The sequence below is a fragment of the Mucilaginibacter sp. 14171R-50 genome (genome assembly GCF_010093045.1).
Taxonomy (GTDB): domain Bacteria; phylum Bacteroidota; class Bacteroidia; order Sphingobacteriales; family Sphingobacteriaceae; genus Mucilaginibacter.
In genome coordinates this window covers 254,810-274,785 of record NZ_CP048115.1, presented here as the reverse complement: position 1 = coordinate 274,785, position 19,976 = coordinate 254,810, and the positions used below count along the sequence as shown (strand labels likewise).

Sequence of the window (19,976 nt, the reverse complement as noted above, 5' to 3'; positions counted from 1 at the left end):
CTTAATTTGGTACCGATGGATATCAACAAACGAGTTATTGTTATCGGGGCAGGTTTTGCGGGGCTGGCTTCGGCCTGTGTGCTGGCAAAAGAGGGTTACCGTGTAACCATATTGGAAAAGAACGACCAGCCCGGCGGCCGCGCACGCGTATGGGAAAAAGACGGCTTTAAGTTTGATATGGGCCCCAGCTGGTACTGGATGCCCGATGTGTTCGAAAACTTTTTTGCCTTGTTCGGTAAAAAACCATCAGATTTTTATGAGCTTAAGCGGCTCGACCCCGGTTACCGTGTTTATTATGGTAAGGACGATGTACTGGATGTACCTGCCAACATGGGCGAGCTGGAAAGACTTTTCGATGCGATAGAGCCCGGCAGCAGCGCCGGATTGCGCAAATTTTTAGAACAGGCCGCCTATAAATATAAGGTGGGTATGGGCGAGTATGTTTTCCGCCCTTCGCATTCCATTACAGAGTTTATCGACTTTAACCTGATCCGTAAAAGCATGAGCATGCAATTGCTTACCAGCATGAGCAGCCATGTGCGCCAATATTTTAAAAACCCAAAACTGATAAAGCTACTGGAGTTTCCCGTGCTGTTTTTGGGCGCGACCCCGCAGGATACCCCCGCCATGTACAGCATGATGAACCACGCCGACCTCGCCCTGGGCACCTGGTACCCCATGGGTGGGATGAACGAGATTGTTAAAGCTATGGTAGCCGTTGCTGAAAGCTATGGTGTAGATATCAAACTAAACACCGAAGTGACAAAAATTGAGGTGGCTGATGGAAAAGCAAAAGCTGTTGAAACCAATAATGGTAGCTATACCAGTGGCTTTGTAATCGCGGGTGCGGATTATCAGCATACCGATCAGTATCTTTTAGATAATCCCGATAGGAACTATACTGAAAAGTACTGGGCTAGTCGCACTATGTCACCATCGAGTTTGCTGTTTTATATCGGCACCAATAAAAAGGTAGCGGGCATACAACACCACAGCCTGTTTTTTGACGAAGATTTTGAACTGCATGCCCGGGAGATCTATAAAAACCCGCAATGGCCTACAAAGCCGCTGTTTTATGTATGCTGCACGTCGAAAACAGACCCCGAGGCTGCACCGAATGAAGGAGAGAATCTTTTCTTTTTAATGCCGATTGCCCCCGACCTGACTGATGACGACGCTACCCGCGAGAAATACTTTGATATAATGTTGGATAGATTTGAGCATATCACCGGTCAAACCATACGCGATGCGATAGTGGTAAAACGCAGTTATGCATTAAAGGATTTCAAAGCCGACTATCATTCTTTTAAAGGCAATGCCTATGGGTTGGCCAACACCCTTGCCCAAACGGCTTTTTTTAAACCCAGCATGCGCGCAAAACATGTTAAAAATATGTTTTATACCGGCCAGCTAACCGTGCCGGGGCCGGGAGTGCCTCCCGCATTGATATCAGGGCAGATAGCGGCGATAGAGGCGATGAAAATTATGGAAAAATTATGAGCAGGTTTTGGTTCATATCAAAGCAGTCGCCCGGCTCCAGCCGAGTGGCCTGTTATTATAAGGTCTCTGGCCGAACATCACACACTACGGCCGGAGGCCGCCTAAAAGTCATCACTCGGCAGGAGCCGAGCGATTGCGATAAGTAAGTAATTAAGCAGTCGCTCGGCTCCAGCCGAGTGACCTGTATTATAAGGTCTCTGACCGAACAGCATACACTAAGGCCGGGGGGGCCGCTTAAAAGTCCTCACTCGGCAGGAGCCGACGATTGCGATACGAAATGAAAACAAGAACGCCGGGCTAACCCGGCGCTTCTTGTTTTCATAGCTCTATTATCCTTACACCAAATACTCAAACAAAGTTTGGTCGCGGTTTAGTTCTATTACCTCAAAACGGTGTTCTTCCATACGCTGTAACAGGGCAGGATAGTCCTCGGCGTTTTTAAGCTCGATGCCAACCAATGCCGGGCCGTTCTCTTTAGAGTTTTTCTTGATGAACTCAAAACGGGTGATGTCATCGCCCGGAGCGAGCACATTGTTTACAAATAGTTTTAATGCGCCGGGTCGTTGCGGGAAACGGACAATGAAATAATGTTTCAGTCCTTCATACAATAAAGATTTCTCTTTGATCTCCTGCATGCGGTCGATATCGTTGTTACCTCCGCTGATAACGCAAACCACTTTTTTACCTTTTATCTGCTCTTTAACAGCATCAAGCGCGGTTACCGATAAAGCGCCCGCGGGCTCAACCACAATGGCATCCTCATTGTATAACCTTAGGATGGTAGTACAAACCTTACCCTCGGGCACGGTAAGCATCTCATCCAATATCTCGCGGCAAATGGCAAACGTTTTATCGCCCACACGTTTTACGGCGGCGCCGTCAACAAACCGGTCAATGTCTCCCAGGGCAGTGTTTTCCCCATTTTCTATAGAAGTACGCATAGAAGGTGCGCCTTCAGGTTCTGCGCCTATCAGGGTGATATTGGGCAGTTGTTGCTTAAGATAGGTTCCCATGCCCGCGGCCAGGCCGCCACCGCCAACAGGCATTATGGCCACATCAAAGGCTGGCAGGTCCTGTAGTACTTCTACACCCACAGTACCCTGGCCCTCAATGGTCCGGTAATCATCAAAAGGCGGGATGAAAACCATATCGTGTTCCTTTGTATAAATTAAGGCTTCCCGCAGGCAGTCGTCAAAAGTATCGCCGGTTAAAACCAGTTCTACATTGCCGTTGCCGAACATCTCTGTTTGCTTAACTTTTTGTTTCGGGGTAATCTCGGGCATAAAAATAACACCTTTGATGTCTTTTTTTTTGCATGAATAGGCCACGCCCTGCGCGTGATTGCCCGCGCTGGCGCAAACTACGCCTTTTGCCAGTTGTTCATCGCTTAGCTGCGCTACCAGGTTATACGCGCCCCTTAATTTATAAGAGCGTACTATCTGCAGATCTTCGCGTTTTAAATAAATATCGCATTCGTATTTTGCCGACAGGCGTTCGTTGTACTCCAGGGGCGTATGTTTCACCACATCTTTGAGCCGTTGGTAGGCCGCGTCAAAATCCAAATGCACTTGCGTTGCTGTATCCATTACTTAGTTCTTTACCAGCCTGTACGCCATCAGGCCCTGCAGGTCATCATCATTTATATCCAGCTTTGAATCGGCAAGCGTTAAAAAGCGTTTGTAGGCATCATACAGCTCGTCTTTATCCAACTTGTGCCCTAATCTTTCCAGGTGGAATTTAAGTGCGTGTCGGCCGCTGCGTGCGGTTAAAACAATACTCGCGCTCGGGAAGCCAACGTCTTCGGGTCGGATAATTTCATAGTTTTCGCGATTCTTTAAAAAGCCATCCTGGTGGATACCGCTGCTGTGCGCGAACGCATTGCTGCCAACAATAGCCTTGTTTGGCTGTACAGGCATCCGCATCTGGCTGCTGATCATGCGGCTTATTTCATAAAAATTGCGGCTGTTTACATTGGTATGCAAGCCAAGCGCTGAGTGTGTTTTGAGGATCATCACTACCTCTTCGATAGAGGTATTACCCGCGCGTTCGCCAATGCCATTGATGGTGCCTTCTACCTGGCGGGCGCCGTTCTGTAAACCGGCTATAGAGTTGGCTGTTGCCAGGCCCAGGTCGTTATGGCAGTGTACCGAAATAATGGCCTGGTCGATATTCTTAACATTTTCCTTAAGGTATTTGATCTTGCTGCCATATTGGTCGGGCAGGCAATAGCCATTAGTATCCGGAATGTTCACCACGGTGGCACCTGCAGCAATAACCGCTTCTATCATCTGTGCTAAAAAGGCAACATCGGCCCGGCCGGCATCCTCAGCGTAGAACTCAATATCTTCTACAGATTTTTTAGCATAGCTTACCGCATCTACGGCACGTTGCAGGATCTCTTTCCGGGTGCTGTTAAATTTGTGCTGGATATGCTGGTCGGATGAACCGATACCCGTATGGATCCTTGGGCGTTTAGCATATTTTAATGATTCTACCGCTACATCAATATCGGTTTTGTTGGCGCGGGTAAGCGCGCAAACTACAGGCTCTTTTACAGCCTTTGATATCTCAACAACGCTCATAAAATCCCCCGGACTCGAAACAGGGAAACCCGCTTCTATAATATCCACACCCAGAGCCTCCAGTTCGTGGGCTATCTCAATTTTTTCGGGGGTTGTCAGTTGGCAGCCCGGTACCTGTTCGCCATCGCGAAGCGTGGTATCGAAAACATAAACGCGGTTTGGATCGTGTAACATATTCTTAAATTTGAGATGTTAGTTATGAGATTCGAAACTCTTAGCCTCCATCGGTTAATGCTTAATTTTTCTTTAATTTCCTTTAATTTATTCGAGTTTTTTCAGGTAAACACAAGGTGTACGCCTGTATCATCACGACTCTTTTATTGCTATAAATCTTAATCTTTTATAATCAGCATACCATTGCCCGTTCTCGTTGTAGTGGGGCTCCAGTAATGCTGTCACTTCCTTTAGCATTTCCTGTTTTTCCTCAGCAGGCACACCCACCAGGTACAACGGCGCAAACATTGTTATCCATTTAGCTACGCCCTGGTCGCCATCCTGCAACGGGGTTTTACGGTCGAAATGGGCTGCGTAAGTAACCCTAAAACCGTGTTTCTCTAACCTTGTAGCGTATTCGCCTATTGATGGAAAATACCATACCTGGGTTTTTGCCTGTTTGTGGTACCCGCGTTGCTCCAGCACCTGTTTGGTTGCTGCTATCAGTTTGCCTACATTGCCTTTGCCGCCCATTTCGGCAACAAAACGACCGCCGGGTTTAAGGCTTTTATAAACGCTGTCCATCATACCGTCCTGGTTTTTTATCCAGTGTAAAACAGCGTTTGAGAACACGGCGTCATACTTACCCGGCTCGTCAAATTTGCTTGCGTCGGCAACTTCAAACTCCACATCGGGGTAGGTTGCTTTGGCCTGCGATATCATCTCAGGCGAATAATCCGTCCCCTTTACAATAGCCCCGGCATTTTGGATCTGCTGGGTTAAATAGCCGGTACCGCAGCCAATATCCAGGATGTGCTCGCCTTGTTTAGCATCCAATGTTTCCAGCACATTTTCACCAAATTGGTAAACAAATGCATGCTTCTGGTCATATAGTTCAGCGTTCCATTTCATGTTAGGTCATTTGTTAAATGGTTCATTTGTTCATATAGGATATTCTAATTTGCACATCTGTATATTCGCATACCTGCACATTTACAAGTATTCCAATACTTTTTGCCCTATAGCTTTACAGCCTAATATTTTGCTTTTGTCGGTGTTGGCATCGGCTATATCGCCGGTGCGGTACCCTTGTTTTAATGTTTTATCTATAGCGTCGGTTATCTTTTTAGCTTCTTCTTTTAAACCGAAGCTGATCTCGAGCATCAGCGCTACTGATAAAATAGAGGCCAGCGGGTTAGCTTTGTCCTGCCCGGCAATATCGTGTGCCGAACCGTGGATAGGCTCGAAAAAGCCGGTGCCATCGCCTATTGAGGCCGATGCCAGCATCCCCATAGAGCCTGCTATCTGCGAAGCTTCGTCGGTAAGGATATCACCAAAAAGGTTGGCGGTTAACACCACATCAAACTTTTTAGGGTTTTTAACCAGCTGCATGGCGGCGTTATCAATAAACATGTGCTCGGTTTCAACATCCGGGTATTGTTTTGCCAGTTCCTGTACCACCTCGCGCCACAGGCGTGAGGCTTCCAGTACGTTGGCCTTATCTACCGAGCAAAGCCTTTTGCCGCGTACACGGGCGGCCTCAAATGCTTTGGTAGCGATGCGCTCTACCTCGTAACGGTGATAGATCATCAGGTCGGACGCGGTGTTGCGATCTTCGCTGCGTTTCTTCTCGCCGAAGTAAACATCGCCTGTCAGCTCACGGAAGAATAGGATATCTGTACCCTTCAATATCTCCGGCTTTAAGCTTGATGCATCCAGCAACTCATCAAATAGCATGATAGGGCGCAGATTGGCATACAAACCCAGTTCCTTACGGATCTTTAACAAACCCTGCTCCGGGCGTACCTTAGCAGAAGGGTCGTTATCATATTTGATATGGCCGATGGCGCCAAATAGAATGGCATCGCTTGCCTTCGCTTTTTCAAGCGTTTCGTCTGGCAATGGACTACCTGTGGCTTCGATACCGGCGTGCCCCATCAGGGCCTCGTCGAACGTAAATTCGTGGCCAAAATCGGCGCCAATTTTTTCTAATACGGCTTTGCCCCAGGTGGTAACCTCAGGGCCGATGCCATCACCGGGTATTACTAATATGTGTTTTTTAACTGCCATGCCCCCATACCCCCTAAAAGGGGATTTATTTTATTGTTTATATTTTATTTATTCCGCGTACTTCTTTTAGTTTCATCACCATCAGTTGCGCGTCGCTTGTTATCCAATTATCATAGTCTTCGATGGCCTTTAAACGGTCGTCATCGGTTATGTAACCTTCCTCAACCATTTGGGTTGATTTAGCTACTGACGACCAGATCCCTATTTTCGGGATAAAGTTTGGTGCGCCTTTTTTATAAACCTCGTTCGCCTCCAATACCTCCACATCGCTTAAGCCGGCTTCGGTAAAATAACCGGGAAGGTCTTCCGCAATGTGATTATTCATGCCAGCATCGCCGCGCCATCTTAAAAAGGTAGCGTAAAACTGGCGCATACTTGCCGGTGGTTCGGGTTGCCATTCTAAAGCTTCGTGGTTATAATCCAGTACAGATAGTATGCCGCCCGGCTTTAGCATGCTTTTCAGTTTTGCCACCGCTTCCTGCGGGTTGTTCAGCCATTGCAGTACCCTCGCGGCCACTATCAGGTCGAACTTTTCTGTCGGTTCGTAGGTGAACAGATCGCCATGTATCAATTCCAGGTTTTTAACATCGGCATAGGTTTCTCTACCACTTTCAATAAAGTACGCCGTGTTATCTATGCCGGTTACATGCCCGGTTGAACCAACTTTTTGAGCGATGCCCTTAGAGATAGCCCCGGTCCCGCAGCCGATATCCAGCACGCGCCATCCTTGCTTAAGCAGAGGAGGCAGTGTGGCATAATCGGCTTCAAGGCTGCGCTCGTCAAATAACTTTGCGGTGCCTTTACCTTCCCGTTTTATCTCTTTTTGGTTCATTAGTTCACTGGTTCAATTGTTCATTGGTGCATGGTTTGTGACTTTAGCCAACAACTTCACCGCGCAGCCTCAAATTCCTCAACCAATTCCTTTTTGCTCAGGATATAGTCGATATCATCGTAACCGTTGGTCATGCAGGCTTTTTTATAAGGGTTAACCTCAAAGCTTTCCTGTTCACCGGTTTTTACAATTTTGATGAACTGGTCTACCAGGTCTATCTCCACTTCCGCATGCGGGTCTGCTTCTATCACCTCAAAAAGTTTCTTCAGGAAATCGTCGCTTACCTGTACCGGCAGCAGGCCGTTGTTAAGCGCGTTGCCCTTAAAAATATCCGCGAAAAAGCTGCTTACTACGGCATCAAAACCATAATCGGCAATGGCCCAGGCCGCATGCTCGCGGCTGCTGCCGCAGCCAAAGTTTTTGCCCGCAACCAATATCTTACCACTGTAAGTAGGGTTGTTTAGCACAAAATCCTGTTTTGGGTTGCCCTCGTTATCAAAACGCCAGTCGCGGAACAGGTTGTTACCAAATCCCTCGCGGGTGGTGGCCTTTAAAAAACGAGCGGGGATGATCTGGTCGGTATCGATATTCTCGATAGGCAACGGCACCACGCTGGTTTGTATGTGTTTAAAAATTTTAGTTGGCATCTTAATTTATGTGAGATGTTAAATAAGAGGTTTGAGATTTGCCGCTCAATCCCTCAATATCCTCGTAATGTTCAACAGTTGGGAAGGGGCTGTAAAAGTGGTGTAATAATTTTTTCCATTCCTGGTATCCGATTGATCTCCGGAAGCCTTCTGTATGGTCGGTAAGTTTTTCCCATTGCATCAGCAGAATAAATTTGCTGCTGTCCTCTGTGCATCTTTTTAACTGATGCGACAAGTAGCCCGCCATGCCGGATATAATAGACTGCGCCTGGTAAAACGCCTTTAAAAAAGCGTCCTCCTGACCGGGTATTACATTCAATATGGCTACTTCCAATACCATTAGCTTACCAATTCCCCTTCTTTTAAAAATTCTCTTATATCTGTAACCCTCCCTGTAATTGCGCTGGCTGCCGCGGTTAACGGGCTGGCCAGGAAGGTACGAGAGTTTGGTCCCTGCCTGCCTTCAAAGTTCCTGTTTGAGGTGGACACACAATACTTACCTGCCGGGATCTTATCTTCGTTCATGCCCAGGCATGCGCTGCACCCGGGTTCGCGCAACGGGAAACCTGCTGCTTCAAAGATCTTATCTAAACCTTCGCGGATGGCTTGTTCCTGCACTTGTTTGGAGCCGGGCACTACCCAAACGGTAACATTATCGGCCTTGTGTTTGCCTTTTACAAATTGGGCAACCTCGCGCAGGTCTTCAATGCGGCTATTGGTACAGCTGCCAATAAAAACATAATCGATAGGTTTGCCTAAAAGCTGCTCGTCATCGTGCAGGCCCATGTAATCCAGGGCTTTTTTGTATGATCCCTGTTCCTTTTGCTCAAACGAAGCAGTTTCCGGAACGTGCTGTGTAACGCCAATGCCCATACCCGGATTTGTTCCGTAGGTTATCATCGGCTCAATATCTTCGGCCCTGAAGCTTAATACACTGTCGAACTGTGCGTCTTCATCAGAATAAAGAGTTTGCCAGTAAGCTACTGCCTTATCCCATTCTTCGCCCTTAGGAGCAAATTCGCGGCCTTTTACGTAGTTAATGGTGGTTTCGTCAGGAGCGATCAATCCGCAGCGGGCACCCATTTCGATGCTCATGTTGCAGATGGTCATGCGGCCCTCCATGCTTAACCCGCGAATGGTATCGCCGGCGTACTCAACAGCATAACCGGTACCGCCCGCGGCCGAGATCTGGGAAATAATGTACAGGATGATATCCTTTGCACCAACGCCTTTTTGTAAAGTACCATTCACTTCTATCTTCATGCGTTTTGGGCGCTGTTGCAGTAAACATTGAGTAGCCATTACCTGCTCAACCTGCGAGGTGCCTATGCCAAAGGCGATAGCACCAAAAGCGCCGTGAGTAGAGGTGTGGCTGTCGCCGCAAACATAAGTGCCCCCGGGGCGGGTGATGCCCAACTCGGGGCCTATAACGTGGACAATACCCTGGAAGGGATGCCCTAAACCGTAAAGTTCGATGCCGAACTCCGCGCAGTTTTTGGTGAGCATATCAACCTGGTATCGGGAAAGTTCTTCTTTAATGGGGAGGTGCTGGTCCCACGTAGGGACATTGTGGTCGGCCGTGGCAACGGTTTGTTTTGGCCTGAAAACCGGTAGCCCTCTTGCGCGCAAACCATCAAATGCCTGCGGACTGGTTACTTCGTGGATGAAATGTGTGTCGATGTACAAAATATCGGGGAAACCCTCGTTGCTACTGACGACGTGCGCGTCCCAAATTTTGTCGAATAATGTTTGTCCCATTTTTTTAAGTATAAAGTCTAAAGTGGAAAGTTAAAAGTGTAAAGAGGAAGTTTGTGCTTCACTTTACACTTTTAACCTTAAACTTAGTTACGCTTCTACAGCCTGGTTTTCGGGGCGTAAGCTGCGCACAGTTTTGCCTGCCTGCCACATTTCGCTGTCGCGTAATTCTTTCAATTCCGCGTCTAATTTTTCGCGGTAGTCAGTTTTACTGTTGCTGTCAATAGATTTTTGCGATTCTTTACCGGTTGCAACACTTTCGTAAAGTTCTTCAAACACGGGTTTAGTAGCGTCACGGAATTTTTTCCACCAATCAAGCGCACCACGTTGCGCTGTGGTAGAGCAATTGGCGTACATCCAGTCCATACCATTTTCAGCAACAAGTGGCATTAACGACTGGGTAAGTTCTTCAACTGTTTCATTGAAGGCCTCAGATGGCGAGTGGCCTTTACTGCGTAATACATCATATTGCGCGGCAAAAACACCCTGGATACAGCCCATTAGCGTTCCACGTTCGCCCGTTAAGTCGCTGTAAACTTCTTTTTTAAAGTCGGTTTCAAAAAGGTAACCACTACCCACAGCAATACCTAAAGCTATAACACGGTCTTTAGCCTTACCGGTAGCATCCTGGAAGATGGCGAAGCTTGAATTTAAGCCACGACCCTGTAAAAACATACGGCGTAATGAAGTGCCTGAGCCTTTGGGGGCAACCAAAAACACATCCACATCGGCCGGAGGTATGATACCGGTTTGTTCTTTAAAAGTGATACCGAAGCCGTGAGAGAAGTATAGGGCTTTGCCCGGGGTAAGGTGTTTTTTAACAGTTGGCCATAAAGCTATTTGCGCAGCATCGCTCAATAAATAGCAAATAATGGTTCCTCTTTCAAGAGCCTCTTCAATTTCAAAAAGCGTTTCGCCCGGTACAAAGCCATCACTTACGGCTTTATCCCACGATTTTGAATTTTTACGCTGACCTACGATCACGTTAATGCCATTGTCTTTTTGATTAAGCGCCTGGCCCGGACCCTGAACACCGTAGCCGATTACTGCAACAGTCTCATCCTTCAATACGTCCTGAGCTTTTGATAAGGGGAACTCTTCGCGGGTTACTACGTTTTCCTCGGTACCGCCGAAATTTAGTTTTGCCATTGTTTTTTACTTTTTGTGATTACACCAGTGCTTTTTGGTTGATACACCGATTTTGCTTGTATATTTTATTTATGATTTACTTTTTGTTCCCTTTCAGGATGTTAAGGGGTTTACATCGTAAACACTTTTTGCCCTTTGTTTAAATATTCGTTTTCGATAACATCTTCACCCGGTTCCAGTCTTTCAAACTCGCGCAGCTTACTGTTAAACCCTTTACTGTTTTTGATGATAGCCACCCGGGCGCTGCGTACAAATTCTATCAATCCGTAGGGCTGCAATATCTTGATCAGGTTATCAGTTTCTTCGCGATGCCCGGTTGTTTCAAATACCGTATAATCCTTACGGATGACCACCGCACGCGCTCCATTTTCGCGCAGCAGGCGCTCTACACTCACCTTTTCGGCAATAACATCTGTTGACATTTTGTATAAAGCCAGTTCCTGCCAAATAACATCATCGTTGGTATGGTAATATACTTTCAGTACTTCCACCTGTTTTTCTATCTGGCGGGTCAGCTTGCGCACCACATCTTCCGACTCGTTTATCACGATGTTAAAGCGGTGAATGCTCTCGATCTCCGACGGGGAGGTATTCAGGCTGTCGATATTGATCTTCCGGCGGGTAAAAATAATAGCGATGCGGTTTAGCAAACCAATCTGGTTTTCGGTATAAACCGTTATGTTGTATTCCTGCTTATGTATTTCCTGATTATCCATGTTTTTGCTTTTAGGGGATTTATTTAAGCCTTATCTCGGCAACACTGCAACCTTGCGGTACCATCGGGAATACATTGTTCTCTTTGGTAACCATAACTTCTAAAAGGAACGAGCCTGGGTTATTCAGCATTTCATTCAATGCCGATGGCAGGTCCTTACGGTCGTCTATCCTTTTCCCCGGGATGCGGTATGCCGCAGCCAAAGCCACAAAATCAGGGCTTTCTATATCTACGAACGAATAGCGGCGGGCATTGAACAGTTCCTGCCACTGGCGAACCATGCCCAGGAAACGGTTGTTCAGAATGACAATCTTTACGTCTATCCCGCTTTGCATAATAGTACCCAGTTCCTGGCAGGTCATCTGGAAACCGCCATCGCCAATTACGGCAACCACGGTACGGTTTTGTGCGCCAAACTTTGCGCCAATGGCAGCAGGCAGGGCAAAGCCCATTGTGCCTAAACCACCGCTGGTAACATTGCTGCGGGTTTGGTTGAACTGCGCGTAACGGCAGGCCACCATCTGGTGTTGGCCAACATCAGTTACAATAACTGCTTCGCCTTTGGTTATTTCGTTCAGTTGCTTGATAACTTCGCCCATAGTCATTTCGGCCGTTGTAGGGTTAAGTTCCTGGTGTATCACCTGTTCAACCTCCTGGCGGGTGTAGTCTTTAAACTTGTTATGCCATTCGGTATGTTCTTTTTTATCCACCAATGCGGTAAGCATAGGTAAAGTCTCTTTACAATCGCCCCAAACAGGTACGGTGCTTTTTACGTTTTTGTCTATCTCGGCAGGGTCGATATCCAGGTGGATAACCTTTGCCTGTTTGGCGTATTTATCCAGGCGGCCGGTTACGCGATCGTCAAAACGCATACCTATGGCTATTAATACATCACATTCGTTTGTTAAAACGTTTGGCCCGTAGTTGCCATGCATGCCCAGCATACCCACGTTGAGCGGGTGATCTGTTGGAATAGCGCCCGCGCCCAAAACTGTCCAGGCCGACGGGATGCCGCTCTTCTCAACAAAAGCTTTAAACTCCTGCTCGGCGCTGCCTAATATTACGCCCTGACCCCATAGAACAAATGGCTTCTTAGCCGAATTGATAAGCCCCGCAGCTTCCTTAATATACTGTGGGCGAACAATAGGTTTTGGCCTATAGCTGCGGATGTGCTCGCATTTCTCGTAGCCTGCAAAATCAAATTTTTGTATCTGGGCGTTCTTGGTTATATCTATCAATACCGGGCCGGGCCTGCCGCTTTTGGCAATATAAAAGGCTTTGGCAATAACTTCGGGGATCTCGGTAGCATCAGTTACCTGGTAGTTCCATTTGGTAACCGGCGTGGTTATATTGATCACGTCTGTCTCCTGGAAGGCATCGGTACCTAAAAGGCTCGCGAAAACCTGGCCGGTGATACAAACCAACGGTGTGCTGTCAATCTGTGCATCGGCTAAGCCGGTTACCAAATTGGTGGCACCGGGGCCGCTTGTGGCAAAAACAACACCTACCTTACCCGATGTACGTGCGTATCCCTGACCGGCATGGGTAGCGCCCTGCTCGTGGCGTACCAGTATGTGGTTCAGCTTATCGTTATAATGATATAAAGCATCATAAATAGGCATGATAGCGCCGCCGGGGTAACCAAAAATGGTATCCACACCTTCCACAATCAGCGCTTCTAATAACGCTTCCGACCCTGAAACTTCTGTCGTTGGTGATTTTGCAGGCTCCGCTGTTTTTTCACTTACTTCCTGTGCGATTGTTTGTGTTTCCATTATAACCCCCAGCCTCCGTTAGCTAACGGAGAGTTTTTGATTGATTTCTATGTTATATATTTTAGTCCCTTTGTTCCCCCTTAAGGGGGTTAGATGGCTACATTTCATCGGTTACGCAGCCTTCGGCAGCGTTGCTCACGGTTTTTGCGTAGCGGTATAAAAGCCCTTTGCTTACCTTTAAAGCCGGCTGTTTCCATGCGGCTCTACGGGCTGCAAACTCTTCTTCGCTTATCAATACATTAATAGTGCGGTTAATCGCATCAATAAATATCCTGTCGTTATCCTTTACAAAGGCAATGCCCCCGCCGTCGTAGGCTTCGGGCGTTATGTGGCCTACCACAAAGCCATGCGTACCACCGCTAAAACGGCCATCGGTAATTAATGCTACCGAACTGCCAAGGCCCGCGCCAAATATGGCAGAAGTTGGTTTTAGCATTTCGGGCATACCCGGCGCGCCTTTTGGGCCAACGTTGCGGATAACCACCACATCGCCTTTTTTTACAAGACCGCTTTGTATGCCGTGTATCAGCTCAAATTCGCCATCAAACACGCGTGCAGGGCCTTCAAAGCTGGTGCCCTCTTTACCGGTAATTTTGGCAACGCTGCCGCCTTCGGCAAGGTTTCCGTATAATATCTGTAAGTGCCCGGTTGCCTTGATAGGGTTCTCTGCCGGGAATATTATTTTCTGACTTTCAAAATCAAGTTCAGGAACGTCTGCAAGGTTTTCGGCAATAGTTTTGCCTGTTACAGTTAAGCAACTGCCATTAAGCCAGCCCTGCGCCAGGCAGTACTTCATTACAGCAGGTACGCCGCCAATGTTATGCAGATCCTCCATCATGTATTTACCGCTTGGCTTCATATCGGCCAGTACGGGGATGCGGTTGCTTACGGTCTGGAAATCGTCCTGGGTAACCTTTACGCCAACACTTTTGGCCATTGCTATCAGGTGCAGCACCGCGTTTGTGCTTCCGCCTAATACCATTATCACCACGATGGCGTTCTCGAAAGCCTCGCGGGTCATGATATCCGATGGTTTGATGTCTTTCTCTAATAGTATTTTTATTGCTTTACCGGCAGCTAAGCATTCCGCTTTCTTATCCTCGCTTAACGCAGGGTTTGATGACGAGTAAGGCAAGCTCATGCCCAATGCCTCGATAGCTGCTGCCATGGTGTTCGCCGTATAAATGCCTCCGCAAGCCCCGGCGCTTGGGCAGGCGTTTTTTATAACGCCTTCAAAATCTTCGGGGGTTATCTGGCCGGCTATTTTTTTACCTAAAGCCTCAAATGCCGATACAATGTTAAGGTCTTCGCCTTTCCAGTGGCCGGGTTTTATGGTCCCCCCATATACCATGATCGACGGGCGGTTTAAACGGCCCATAGCCATGATAGAGCCGGGCATATTTTTATCGCAGCCAGGCAGGGTAATCAAACCATCATAATATTGCGCGCCGGTAACCGCCTCAATAGAATCAGCAATTATATCGCGGCTCATCAGCGAATAGCGCATGCCCTCGGTGCCATTGCTCATGCCATCGCTTACACCTATGGTATGAAATATCAGGCCTACCATATCTTCGTCCCAGATGCCCTGTTTAACCAGCTTGGCCAGGTCGTTCAGGTGCATGTTGCAGGTATTGCCATCGTAACCCATGCTGGCTATGCCTACCTGTGCTTTTTGCATGTCATCATCGGTAAGGCCAATGCCGTAAAGCATTGCCTTGGCCGCAGGCTGGGTTTCGTCCTGCGTGAAGGTTTTACTGTATTTATTTATCTCTACAGCGTTTGTAGTATCTGACGATGAACTCATTTTTAATAGCGTTTTTTAAGCATTACGCCTGCAAAAAATTGCATGCGCCATGTAAGTTGTATTGTGTATTTGTAAGTTAGATATAGCAATAAAGAATAGCAATAGCGCAAAATATTTTTTTAAAAAAGTATATAATTTTATTAATTTAAATAATGCGATATAATAATTTAAAAAATTATATAAATATAAAATAATATTTTTATTAATTTATACCAAAGTTTAAAACGGTATTCGGTATGTTTTTTATGCATGCATAGTAAAAGATCAAAATTCGGCGTGAAATGGGGGATATGACAAAAAAACTTATACAAAAAAAGTCCGGCCATTACTGACCGGACTTTTCATTTATCAGTATAAAAAGTTCTATTTCTGAATAATACCTTCGGCTAATACGGTAACCTTATTGTTTAAGGCCTCAACTACACCGCCCTGGATAAAAAATACTTCTTCCTTAGCACCGGCAGTACCGCGGATGGTAAGTTTACCATCGTTTAAGGTAGAAATGATAGGGGCGTGATTGTTTAAGATCTCTAAAAATCCTAACGTACCGGGTAAGGTAACCGAGGTAGCCTCGCCTTCGTAAACTTTTTTATCAGGAGTAAGAATTTCTAATGTCATCTGTTTTAGATATGAGATATGAGATTTGAGATGTGAGACATTTGCCTTGCGATCCCCCGAACTTATATCCGTTTCTTAATATATTTAGAAGAAGATATGAGATTTAAAACCTTCGTCTCAAATCTCATATCTATAATCTCAAATCTTAGTTATTAGCTTCTGCTAACAGTTTTTTACCTTTTTCAATAGCATCTTCAATGCTGCCCACAAGGTTAAATGCTGCTTCGGGATATTCATCAACTTCGCCATCCATGATCATGTTAAATCCTTTGATGGTATCTTTGATGTCAACCAATACACCTTTTAAACCGGTGAACTGCTCAGCAACAAAGAACGGCTGAGAAAGGAAACGCTGAACACGGCGCGCGCGCGATACAACTAATTTATCTTCTTCAGATAGCTCGTCCATACCTAAGATGGCGATGATATCCTGCAACTCTTTGTAACGCTGTAAAATTTCTTTAACGCGCTGAGCTGTTCTGTAGTGCTCTTCGCCTAAGATAGCTGCGCTAAGGATACGCGAGGTAGAATCCAACGGATCCACAGCCGGGTAAATACCAAGCTCGGCAATTTTACGTGAAAGTACGGTTGTAGCATCTAAGTGGGCAAATGTTGTTGCCGGTGCAGGGTCAGTCAAGTCATCCGCAGGTACGTATACGGCCTGTACAGATGTAATTGAACCACGTTTTGTTGAAGTGATACGCTCTTGCATGGTACCCATCTCGGTAGCCAGTGTTGGCTGGTAACCTACCGCCGATGGCATACGGCCTAATAACGCCGATACCTCAGAACCTGCTTGTGTAAAGCGGAAGATGTTATCAATAAAGAATAATATATCACGGCCTTTACCTTCTTCGTCACCATCGCGGAAATACTCTGCAAGGGTTAAGCCCGAAAGCGCCACACGTGCACGTGCGCCCGGGGGCTCGTTCATCTGTCCGAAAACGAATGTCGCTTTTGATTCTTTTAAAGCCTCGGTATCGATCTTTGTCAGATCCCAGCCGCCTGCTTCCATCGAATGCATAAACGCATCGCCATATTTTATAATGCCCGATTCAAGCATCTCGCGCAGTAAGTCGTTACCTTCACGGGTACGCTCGCCTACACCTGCAAATACAGATAAACCTGCATATGCTTTCGCGATGTTATTGATCAGTTCCTGAATTAATACTGTTTTACCAACACCGGCACCGCCAAACAAACCAATTTTACCACCTTTTACATAAGGTTCTAAAAGGTCGATTACCTTGATACCTGTAAACAACGCTTCGGTTTCGGTAGATAGGTCTTCAAAACGCGGAGGGGTTGCGTGGATAGGGCGACCGGCAGATTTATCCAGGTCTGGGATACCATCGATGGCATCGCCAACTACGTTAAATACACGGCCTTTTATTGATTCACCAACCGGCATTTTTATAGCAGCCTCGGTATCTAAAACCTTCATGCCGCGCAGCAAACCGTCGGTCGAGTCCATGGCGATGGCGCGCACACGGTCTTCACCTAAATGTTGCTGAACTTCTAAAATGATTTTTTGTCCGTTGTCTTTTGTGATCTCAAGCGCATCATAGATCTTTGGAAGATGTGCATCATCAGCGAAACTTACGTCAACTACCGGACCAATGATCCGTGATATTTTTCCAATGTTTGGCATATATAACCTGGTGTTTTAAAGAATTTAAAATGAAACAGATACCTTGTATACAAGGCGGTACTATTTCAGAGGCGCAAAGTTAAGCTTTATTGCCAAATATTTAAACACTTATATCAACTTTTTATCCGAAAGATTTTAACGCCTTAAACCAGGCTTAATTTTAATGTTTTTAAAAAGATCACTGCTAACTATCCTATGCAAACTGCTAACTTCTGAGGTCAAACTCTAAAACAATTTTACCCATATGTGCGCTGCTTTCCATCAACCGGTGCGCTGCTGCTGCTTCATCAGCAGCGAAAGTTTTGTATATAACAGGTTTTATTTTGGCCGATGCCAGCAACGGCCAAATGTGTTTTTCCAGGTTTTGGGCAATGGCGCTTTTAAACTCAACATCCCGCGCCCGTAGCGTTGAACCCGTTATATTGATGCGCTTGCGCATTACGGCCGACAGGTTAATTTCTGCATTTTTGCCCTTCATGGTATTGATGAGTACAAGCCGACCTTCGGGGGCAAGGCTTTTAATGTTTGGAGCAGTATAATCACCGCCTATCATATCCAATATCACATTTACGCCATTGCCGCCGGTGAGCTGGTCTATCGTATTGCTGAAATCCTGATGATTATAGTTTATGGCCTTCGCGGCGCCAAGCTCTTCGCAAAACCTGCATTTTTCATCGCTGCCTGCCGTAACATACACAGTACTGCCCAGCGCGGTTGCCATTTGTATGGCCGCCACGCCGATGCCGCTGCTGCCGCCATGTACCAGCAGGCTTTCGCCGGGCTGCAGGTGGCCACGGTCGAACACGTTGCTCCAAACGGTGAAGAATGTTTCGGGTAAGGATGCTGCTTCGGCAAACGACAGGTTACCGGGCACAGGGAGGCATTGCTCTTCGGGGGCAGTGCAGTACTCGGCGTAGCCGCCCCCAATTACCAATGCGCAAACTTTGTCGCCAACCTGCCAGCGGGTTACATCATTGCCAACCTCGGCAACAATACCGGCAATTTCAAGGCCGGGAATATCAGGCGGCGCACCGGCGGGTGGGGGATAATTGCCTTTTCGCTGCGCCACATCGGGCCGGTTAATGCCTGCGGCCATCACTTTAACCAACACTTCGTTAGCGTTACAGGCAGGAACGGGCCTGTCGGATAATTCTAAAACTTCGGGGCCGCCAGGCTCGCTGATAATAATGGCTTTCATATAAACAATAATAGCCTTTATACGTGATATGTTTGAGATGTTACCCCCTTTAATCATCCCGCTTAGATCTTTGTTGGTCGACGCGGCTTCGATGCGTTGCAACATAGAAAAGGTCAAGGGGGCAGTAATCTTCTGTTGCTTTTAAAATACGTATTTGAACAACAATCAACCATTAATTTATTTTTGTTTTAATACACACCGGTGATAAAGCACTGCTTATTTATTGTTTTATTTGTAGTATAAAATTCAAGCTTATGTCAATTACAGCAGGCCAGGCGGCTCCCCAGTTTACATTAACCTCGTCAGATCTTAAGGAAGTATCATTAGCCGATTTTAAGGGCAAAAAGGTGGTTCTGCACTTTTTTCCGCTGGCGTTTACGGGTGTGTGCACCACGCAGCTTTGCACCATGCGGGATAGTTTTGGTTATTACGATGGCTTAAACGCGCAGATCTTAGGCGTATCGGTCGATTCGCCTTTTACATTGGCAAAGTTTAAAGAAGAGAATGGTTACCAGTTCCCGCTGTTGTCTGATTTTAACAAGGAGGTATCGGCAGCCTACGGCGCGCTATATGCCGAGTTTGCCTTTGGGATGAAAGGCGTATCAAAACGCGCTGCCTTTGTGATAGATGAAGATCAGAACGTGCTATACGCCGAGGTGCTGGAGAACGCAGGAGATTTGCCAAATTTTGAGGCAATTGCGCAAAAAGTAAAGTAATTGATAAAAAAGTTTGCAATGGATGCAGAAAATCCTATTTTTGCAGTCCTTTAAAAAAGGTCTTGCATCGGTTTGTGATGTAAGTTTAATATGTTGAAAACGCACTTGTAGCTCAATTGGATAGAGCATCTCACTACGGATGAGAAGGTTTGGGGTTCGAATCCCTACAAGTGCACACAAACTAAGCCTTTCTGTATAAAACGGGAAGGCTTTTAACTTTAATCGCAAGGGATGCTTAACTTAGTTCTGTTTGGTCCGCCCGGTGCCGGGAAAGGTACTCAATCACAAAAACTTATCGAACAATTTGGCTTAATTCACCTTTCAACGGGCGACCTGTTGCGCGGTGAAATATCGCAGGGCACCGAATTAGGTATCGAGGCAAAAAAGCTGATGGATGAAGGGATGTTAGTACCTGATAGCGTTGTCATCGGCATGATCAGTAACAAACTGGATGCTAACAAAGATGCCAAAGGATTTATTTTTGATGGGTTTCCTCGTACAGTTGCCCAGGCACAGGCTTTAGACGAATTGCTGGAATCGAAAAACTCCGCCATTTCGGGCATGATAGCGTTAGAAGTTACCGATGGCGAATTGGAGCAACGCTTATTAAAGCGCGGCGAAACCTCAGGGAGGCCTGATGATGCCAACCCCGAAGTAATACGCAAGCGCATTAAAGAATATAATGATAAAACTGCACCTGTTGCAGGTTTTTATAAAAACCAAAATAAGTTTACAAGCATTAATGGTATAGGTTCGATAGACGAGATATTTGATTCTATTAACACCGTTATAGCTTCGTATTAATATA

18 protein-coding genes and 1 tRNA gene are annotated in these 19,976 nt (G+C 46.5%); 4 read left to right on the top strand and 15 right to left on the bottom strand.

The window, feature by feature from the left end:
• Positions 1-15 precede the first annotated feature (15 nt).
• Positions 16-1,500 carry an NAD(P)/FAD-dependent oxidoreductase gene (locus tag GWR56_RS01215; protein WP_202925358.1) on the top strand — a complete coding sequence of 495 codons (1,485 nt, stop codon included), beginning with the start codon at positions 16-18 and terminating at the stop codon, positions 1,498-1,500.
• A gap of 335 nt (positions 1,501-1,835) precedes the next feature.
• Here GWR56_RS01215 and ilvA read toward each other — a convergent pair whose 3' ends face one another.
• The 15 genes from ilvA to GWR56_RS01140 all read right to left on the bottom strand — a co-directional run bounded on the left by ilvA (position 1,836) and on the right by GWR56_RS01140 (position 18,557).
• Positions 1,836-3,086 carry a threonine ammonia-lyase IlvA gene (gene ilvA / locus GWR56_RS01210; protein WP_162429377.1) on the bottom strand — a complete coding sequence of 417 codons (1,251 nt, stop codon included), beginning with the start codon at positions 3,084-3,086 and terminating at the stop codon, positions 1,836-1,838.
• Positions 3,087-3,089: 3 nt separating this feature from the next.
• On the bottom strand, positions 3,090-4,256 hold the full coding sequence (locus tag GWR56_RS01205; protein ID WP_162429376.1) for a 2-isopropylmalate synthase: 1,167 nt from the start codon (positions 4,254-4,256) through the stop codon (positions 3,090-3,092).
• Between the two features lie 132 nt (positions 4,257-4,388).
• Positions 4,389-5,147 carry a class I SAM-dependent methyltransferase gene (locus GWR56_RS01200; RefSeq protein WP_162429375.1) on the bottom strand — a complete coding sequence of 253 codons (759 nt, stop codon included), beginning with the start codon at positions 5,145-5,147 and terminating at the stop codon, positions 4,389-4,391.
• Positions 5,148-5,228: 81 nt separating this feature from the next.
• Positions 5,229-6,305 (bottom strand): 3-isopropylmalate dehydrogenase, encoded by a 1,077-nt coding sequence (gene leuB, locus GWR56_RS01195; protein ID WP_162429374.1) that lies wholly within the window; start codon positions 6,303-6,305, stop codon positions 5,229-5,231.
• A 37-nt stretch (positions 6,306-6,342) separates the two neighbouring features.
• A complete protein-coding gene (locus GWR56_RS01190) occupies positions 6,343-7,137 on the bottom strand; it encodes a methyltransferase domain-containing protein (RefSeq protein WP_162429373.1) in 795 nt (264 codons plus the stop codon).
• A gap of 56 nt (positions 7,138-7,193) precedes the next feature.
• Complete coding sequence (gene leuD, locus GWR56_RS01185; protein ID WP_162429372.1) at positions 7,194-7,784, bottom strand: 3-isopropylmalate dehydratase small subunit; 591 nt, start codon at positions 7,782-7,784, stop codon at positions 7,194-7,196.
• Position 7,785: 1 nt separating this feature from the next.
• Positions 7,786-8,124 carry an antibiotic biosynthesis monooxygenase gene (locus tag GWR56_RS01180; RefSeq protein WP_162429371.1) on the bottom strand — a complete coding sequence of 113 codons (339 nt, stop codon included), beginning with the start codon at positions 8,122-8,124 and terminating at the stop codon, positions 7,786-7,788.
• Complete coding sequence (gene leuC / locus GWR56_RS01175; RefSeq protein ID WP_162429370.1) at positions 8,124-9,542, bottom strand: 3-isopropylmalate dehydratase large subunit; 1,419 nt, start codon at positions 9,540-9,542, stop codon at positions 8,124-8,126. The genes GWR56_RS01180 and leuC overlap by 1 nt, the downstream gene beginning before the upstream one ends.
• An 87-nt stretch (positions 9,543-9,629) precedes the next feature.
• Positions 9,630-10,688 (bottom strand): ketol-acid reductoisomerase, encoded by a 1,059-nt coding sequence (gene ilvC, locus GWR56_RS01170; protein ID WP_162429369.1) that lies wholly within the window; start codon positions 10,686-10,688, stop codon positions 9,630-9,632.
• Positions 10,689-10,798: 110 nt separating this feature from the next.
• A complete protein-coding gene (ilvN, locus tag GWR56_RS01165) occupies positions 10,799-11,404 on the bottom strand; it encodes an acetolactate synthase small subunit (RefSeq protein ID WP_162429368.1) in 606 nt (201 codons plus the stop codon).
• Between the two features lie 19 nt (positions 11,405-11,423).
• Positions 11,424-13,178 (bottom strand): biosynthetic-type acetolactate synthase large subunit, encoded by a 1,755-nt coding sequence (ilvB, locus tag GWR56_RS01160; RefSeq protein WP_162429367.1) that lies wholly within the window; start codon positions 13,176-13,178, stop codon positions 11,424-11,426.
• Between the two features lie 97 nt (positions 13,179-13,275).
• Positions 13,276-14,985 (bottom strand): dihydroxy-acid dehydratase, encoded by a 1,710-nt coding sequence (ilvD, locus tag GWR56_RS01155; RefSeq protein WP_162429366.1) that lies wholly within the window; start codon positions 14,983-14,985, stop codon positions 13,276-13,278.
• A gap of 363 nt (positions 14,986-15,348) precedes the next feature.
• Positions 15,349-15,603 (bottom strand): ATP synthase F1 subunit epsilon, encoded by a 255-nt coding sequence (gene atpC / locus GWR56_RS01150; RefSeq protein WP_162429365.1) that lies wholly within the window; start codon positions 15,601-15,603, stop codon positions 15,349-15,351.
• Positions 15,604-15,748: 145 nt separating this feature from the next.
• On the bottom strand, positions 15,749-17,254 hold the full coding sequence (atpD, locus tag GWR56_RS01145; RefSeq protein WP_162429364.1) for a F0F1 ATP synthase subunit beta: 1,506 nt from the start codon (positions 17,252-17,254) through the stop codon (positions 15,749-15,751).
• A 205-nt stretch (positions 17,255-17,459) separates the two neighbouring features.
• A complete protein-coding gene (locus tag GWR56_RS01140; RefSeq protein WP_370463807.1) occupies positions 17,460-18,557 on the bottom strand; it encodes an NAD(P)H-quinone oxidoreductase in 1,098 nt (365 codons plus the stop codon).
• 149 nt (positions 18,558-18,706) lie between these two features.
• On the opposite strand from GWR56_RS01140, the gene GWR56_RS01135 reads away from it, so the two are divergent.
• From GWR56_RS01135 to GWR56_RS01125, 3 genes are all read left to right on the top strand, one after another.
• Positions 18,707-19,168: a redoxin domain-containing protein gene (locus tag GWR56_RS01135; protein ID WP_162429363.1), complete on the top strand. Its 462-nt coding sequence runs from the start codon at positions 18,707-18,709 to the stop codon at positions 19,166-19,168.
• Positions 19,169-19,269: 101 nt separating this feature from the next.
• Positions 19,270-19,343: transfer RNA gene (locus tag GWR56_RS01130), tRNA-Arg, on the top strand.
• A 56-nt stretch (positions 19,344-19,399) separates the two neighbouring features.
• Positions 19,400-19,972 (top strand): adenylate kinase, encoded by a 573-nt coding sequence (locus GWR56_RS01125; protein ID WP_162429362.1) that lies wholly within the window; start codon positions 19,400-19,402, stop codon positions 19,970-19,972.
• The last annotated feature ends 4 nt before the right edge of the window (positions 19,973-19,976 follow it).

Bases quoted from the DNA above. Each gene is read 5' to 3' on its own strand.
- atpD (WP_162429364.1), bottom strand. From the start codon at position 17,254: ATGCCAAACATTGGAAAAATATCACGGATCATTGGTCCGGTAGTTGAC.
- GWR56_RS01205 (WP_162429376.1), bottom strand. From the start codon at position 4,256: ATGTTACACGATCCAAACCGCGTTTATGTTTTCGATACCACGCTTCGC.
- GWR56_RS01215 (WP_202925358.1), top strand. From the start codon at position 16: ATGGATATCAACAAACGAGTTATTGTTATCGGGGCAGGTTTTGCGGGG.
- leuC (WP_162429370.1), bottom strand. From the start codon at position 9,542: ATGGGACAAACATTATTCGACAAAATTTGGGACGCGCACGTCGTCAGT.
- GWR56_RS01180 (WP_162429371.1), bottom strand. From the start codon at position 8,124: ATGGTATTGGAAGTAGCCATATTGAATGTAATACCCGGTCAGGAGGAC.
- ilvN (WP_162429368.1), bottom strand. From the start codon at position 11,404: ATGGATAATCAGGAAATACATAAGCAGGAATACAACATAACGGTTTAT.
- atpC (WP_162429365.1), bottom strand. From the start codon at position 15,603: ATGACATTAGAAATTCTTACTCCTGATAAAAAAGTTTACGAAGGCGAG.
- leuD (WP_162429372.1), bottom strand. From the start codon at position 7,784: ATGCCAACTAAAATTTTTAAACACATACAAACCAGCGTGGTGCCGTTG.
- ilvB (WP_162429367.1), bottom strand. From the start codon at position 13,178: ATGGAAACACAAACAATCGCACAGGAAGTAAGTGAAAAAACAGCGGAG.
- ilvC (WP_162429369.1), bottom strand. From the start codon at position 10,688: ATGGCAAAACTAAATTTCGGCGGTACCGAGGAAAACGTAGTAACCCGC.
- leuB (WP_162429374.1), bottom strand. From the start codon at position 6,305: ATGGCAGTTAAAAAACACATATTAGTAATACCCGGTGATGGCATCGGC.
- GWR56_RS01125 (WP_162429362.1), top strand. From the start codon at position 19,400: ATGCTTAACTTAGTTCTGTTTGGTCCGCCCGGTGCCGGGAAAGGTACT.
- GWR56_RS01140 (WP_370463807.1), bottom strand. From the start codon at position 18,557: ATGTTGCAACGCATCGAAGCCGCGTCGACCAACAAAGATCTAAGCGGG.
- GWR56_RS01200 (WP_162429375.1), bottom strand. From the start codon at position 5,147: ATGAAATGGAACGCTGAACTATATGACCAGAAGCATGCATTTGTTTAC.
- ilvD (WP_162429366.1), bottom strand. From the start codon at position 14,985: ATGAGTTCATCGTCAGATACTACAAACGCTGTAGAGATAAATAAATAC.
- ilvA (WP_162429377.1), bottom strand. From the start codon at position 3,086: ATGGATACAGCAACGCAAGTGCATTTGGATTTTGACGCGGCCTACCAA.
- GWR56_RS01135 (WP_162429363.1), top strand. From the start codon at position 18,707: ATGTCAATTACAGCAGGCCAGGCGGCTCCCCAGTTTACATTAACCTCG.
- GWR56_RS01190 (WP_162429373.1), bottom strand. From the start codon at position 7,137: ATGAACCAAAAAGAGATAAAACGGGAAGGTAAAGGCACCGCAAAGTTA.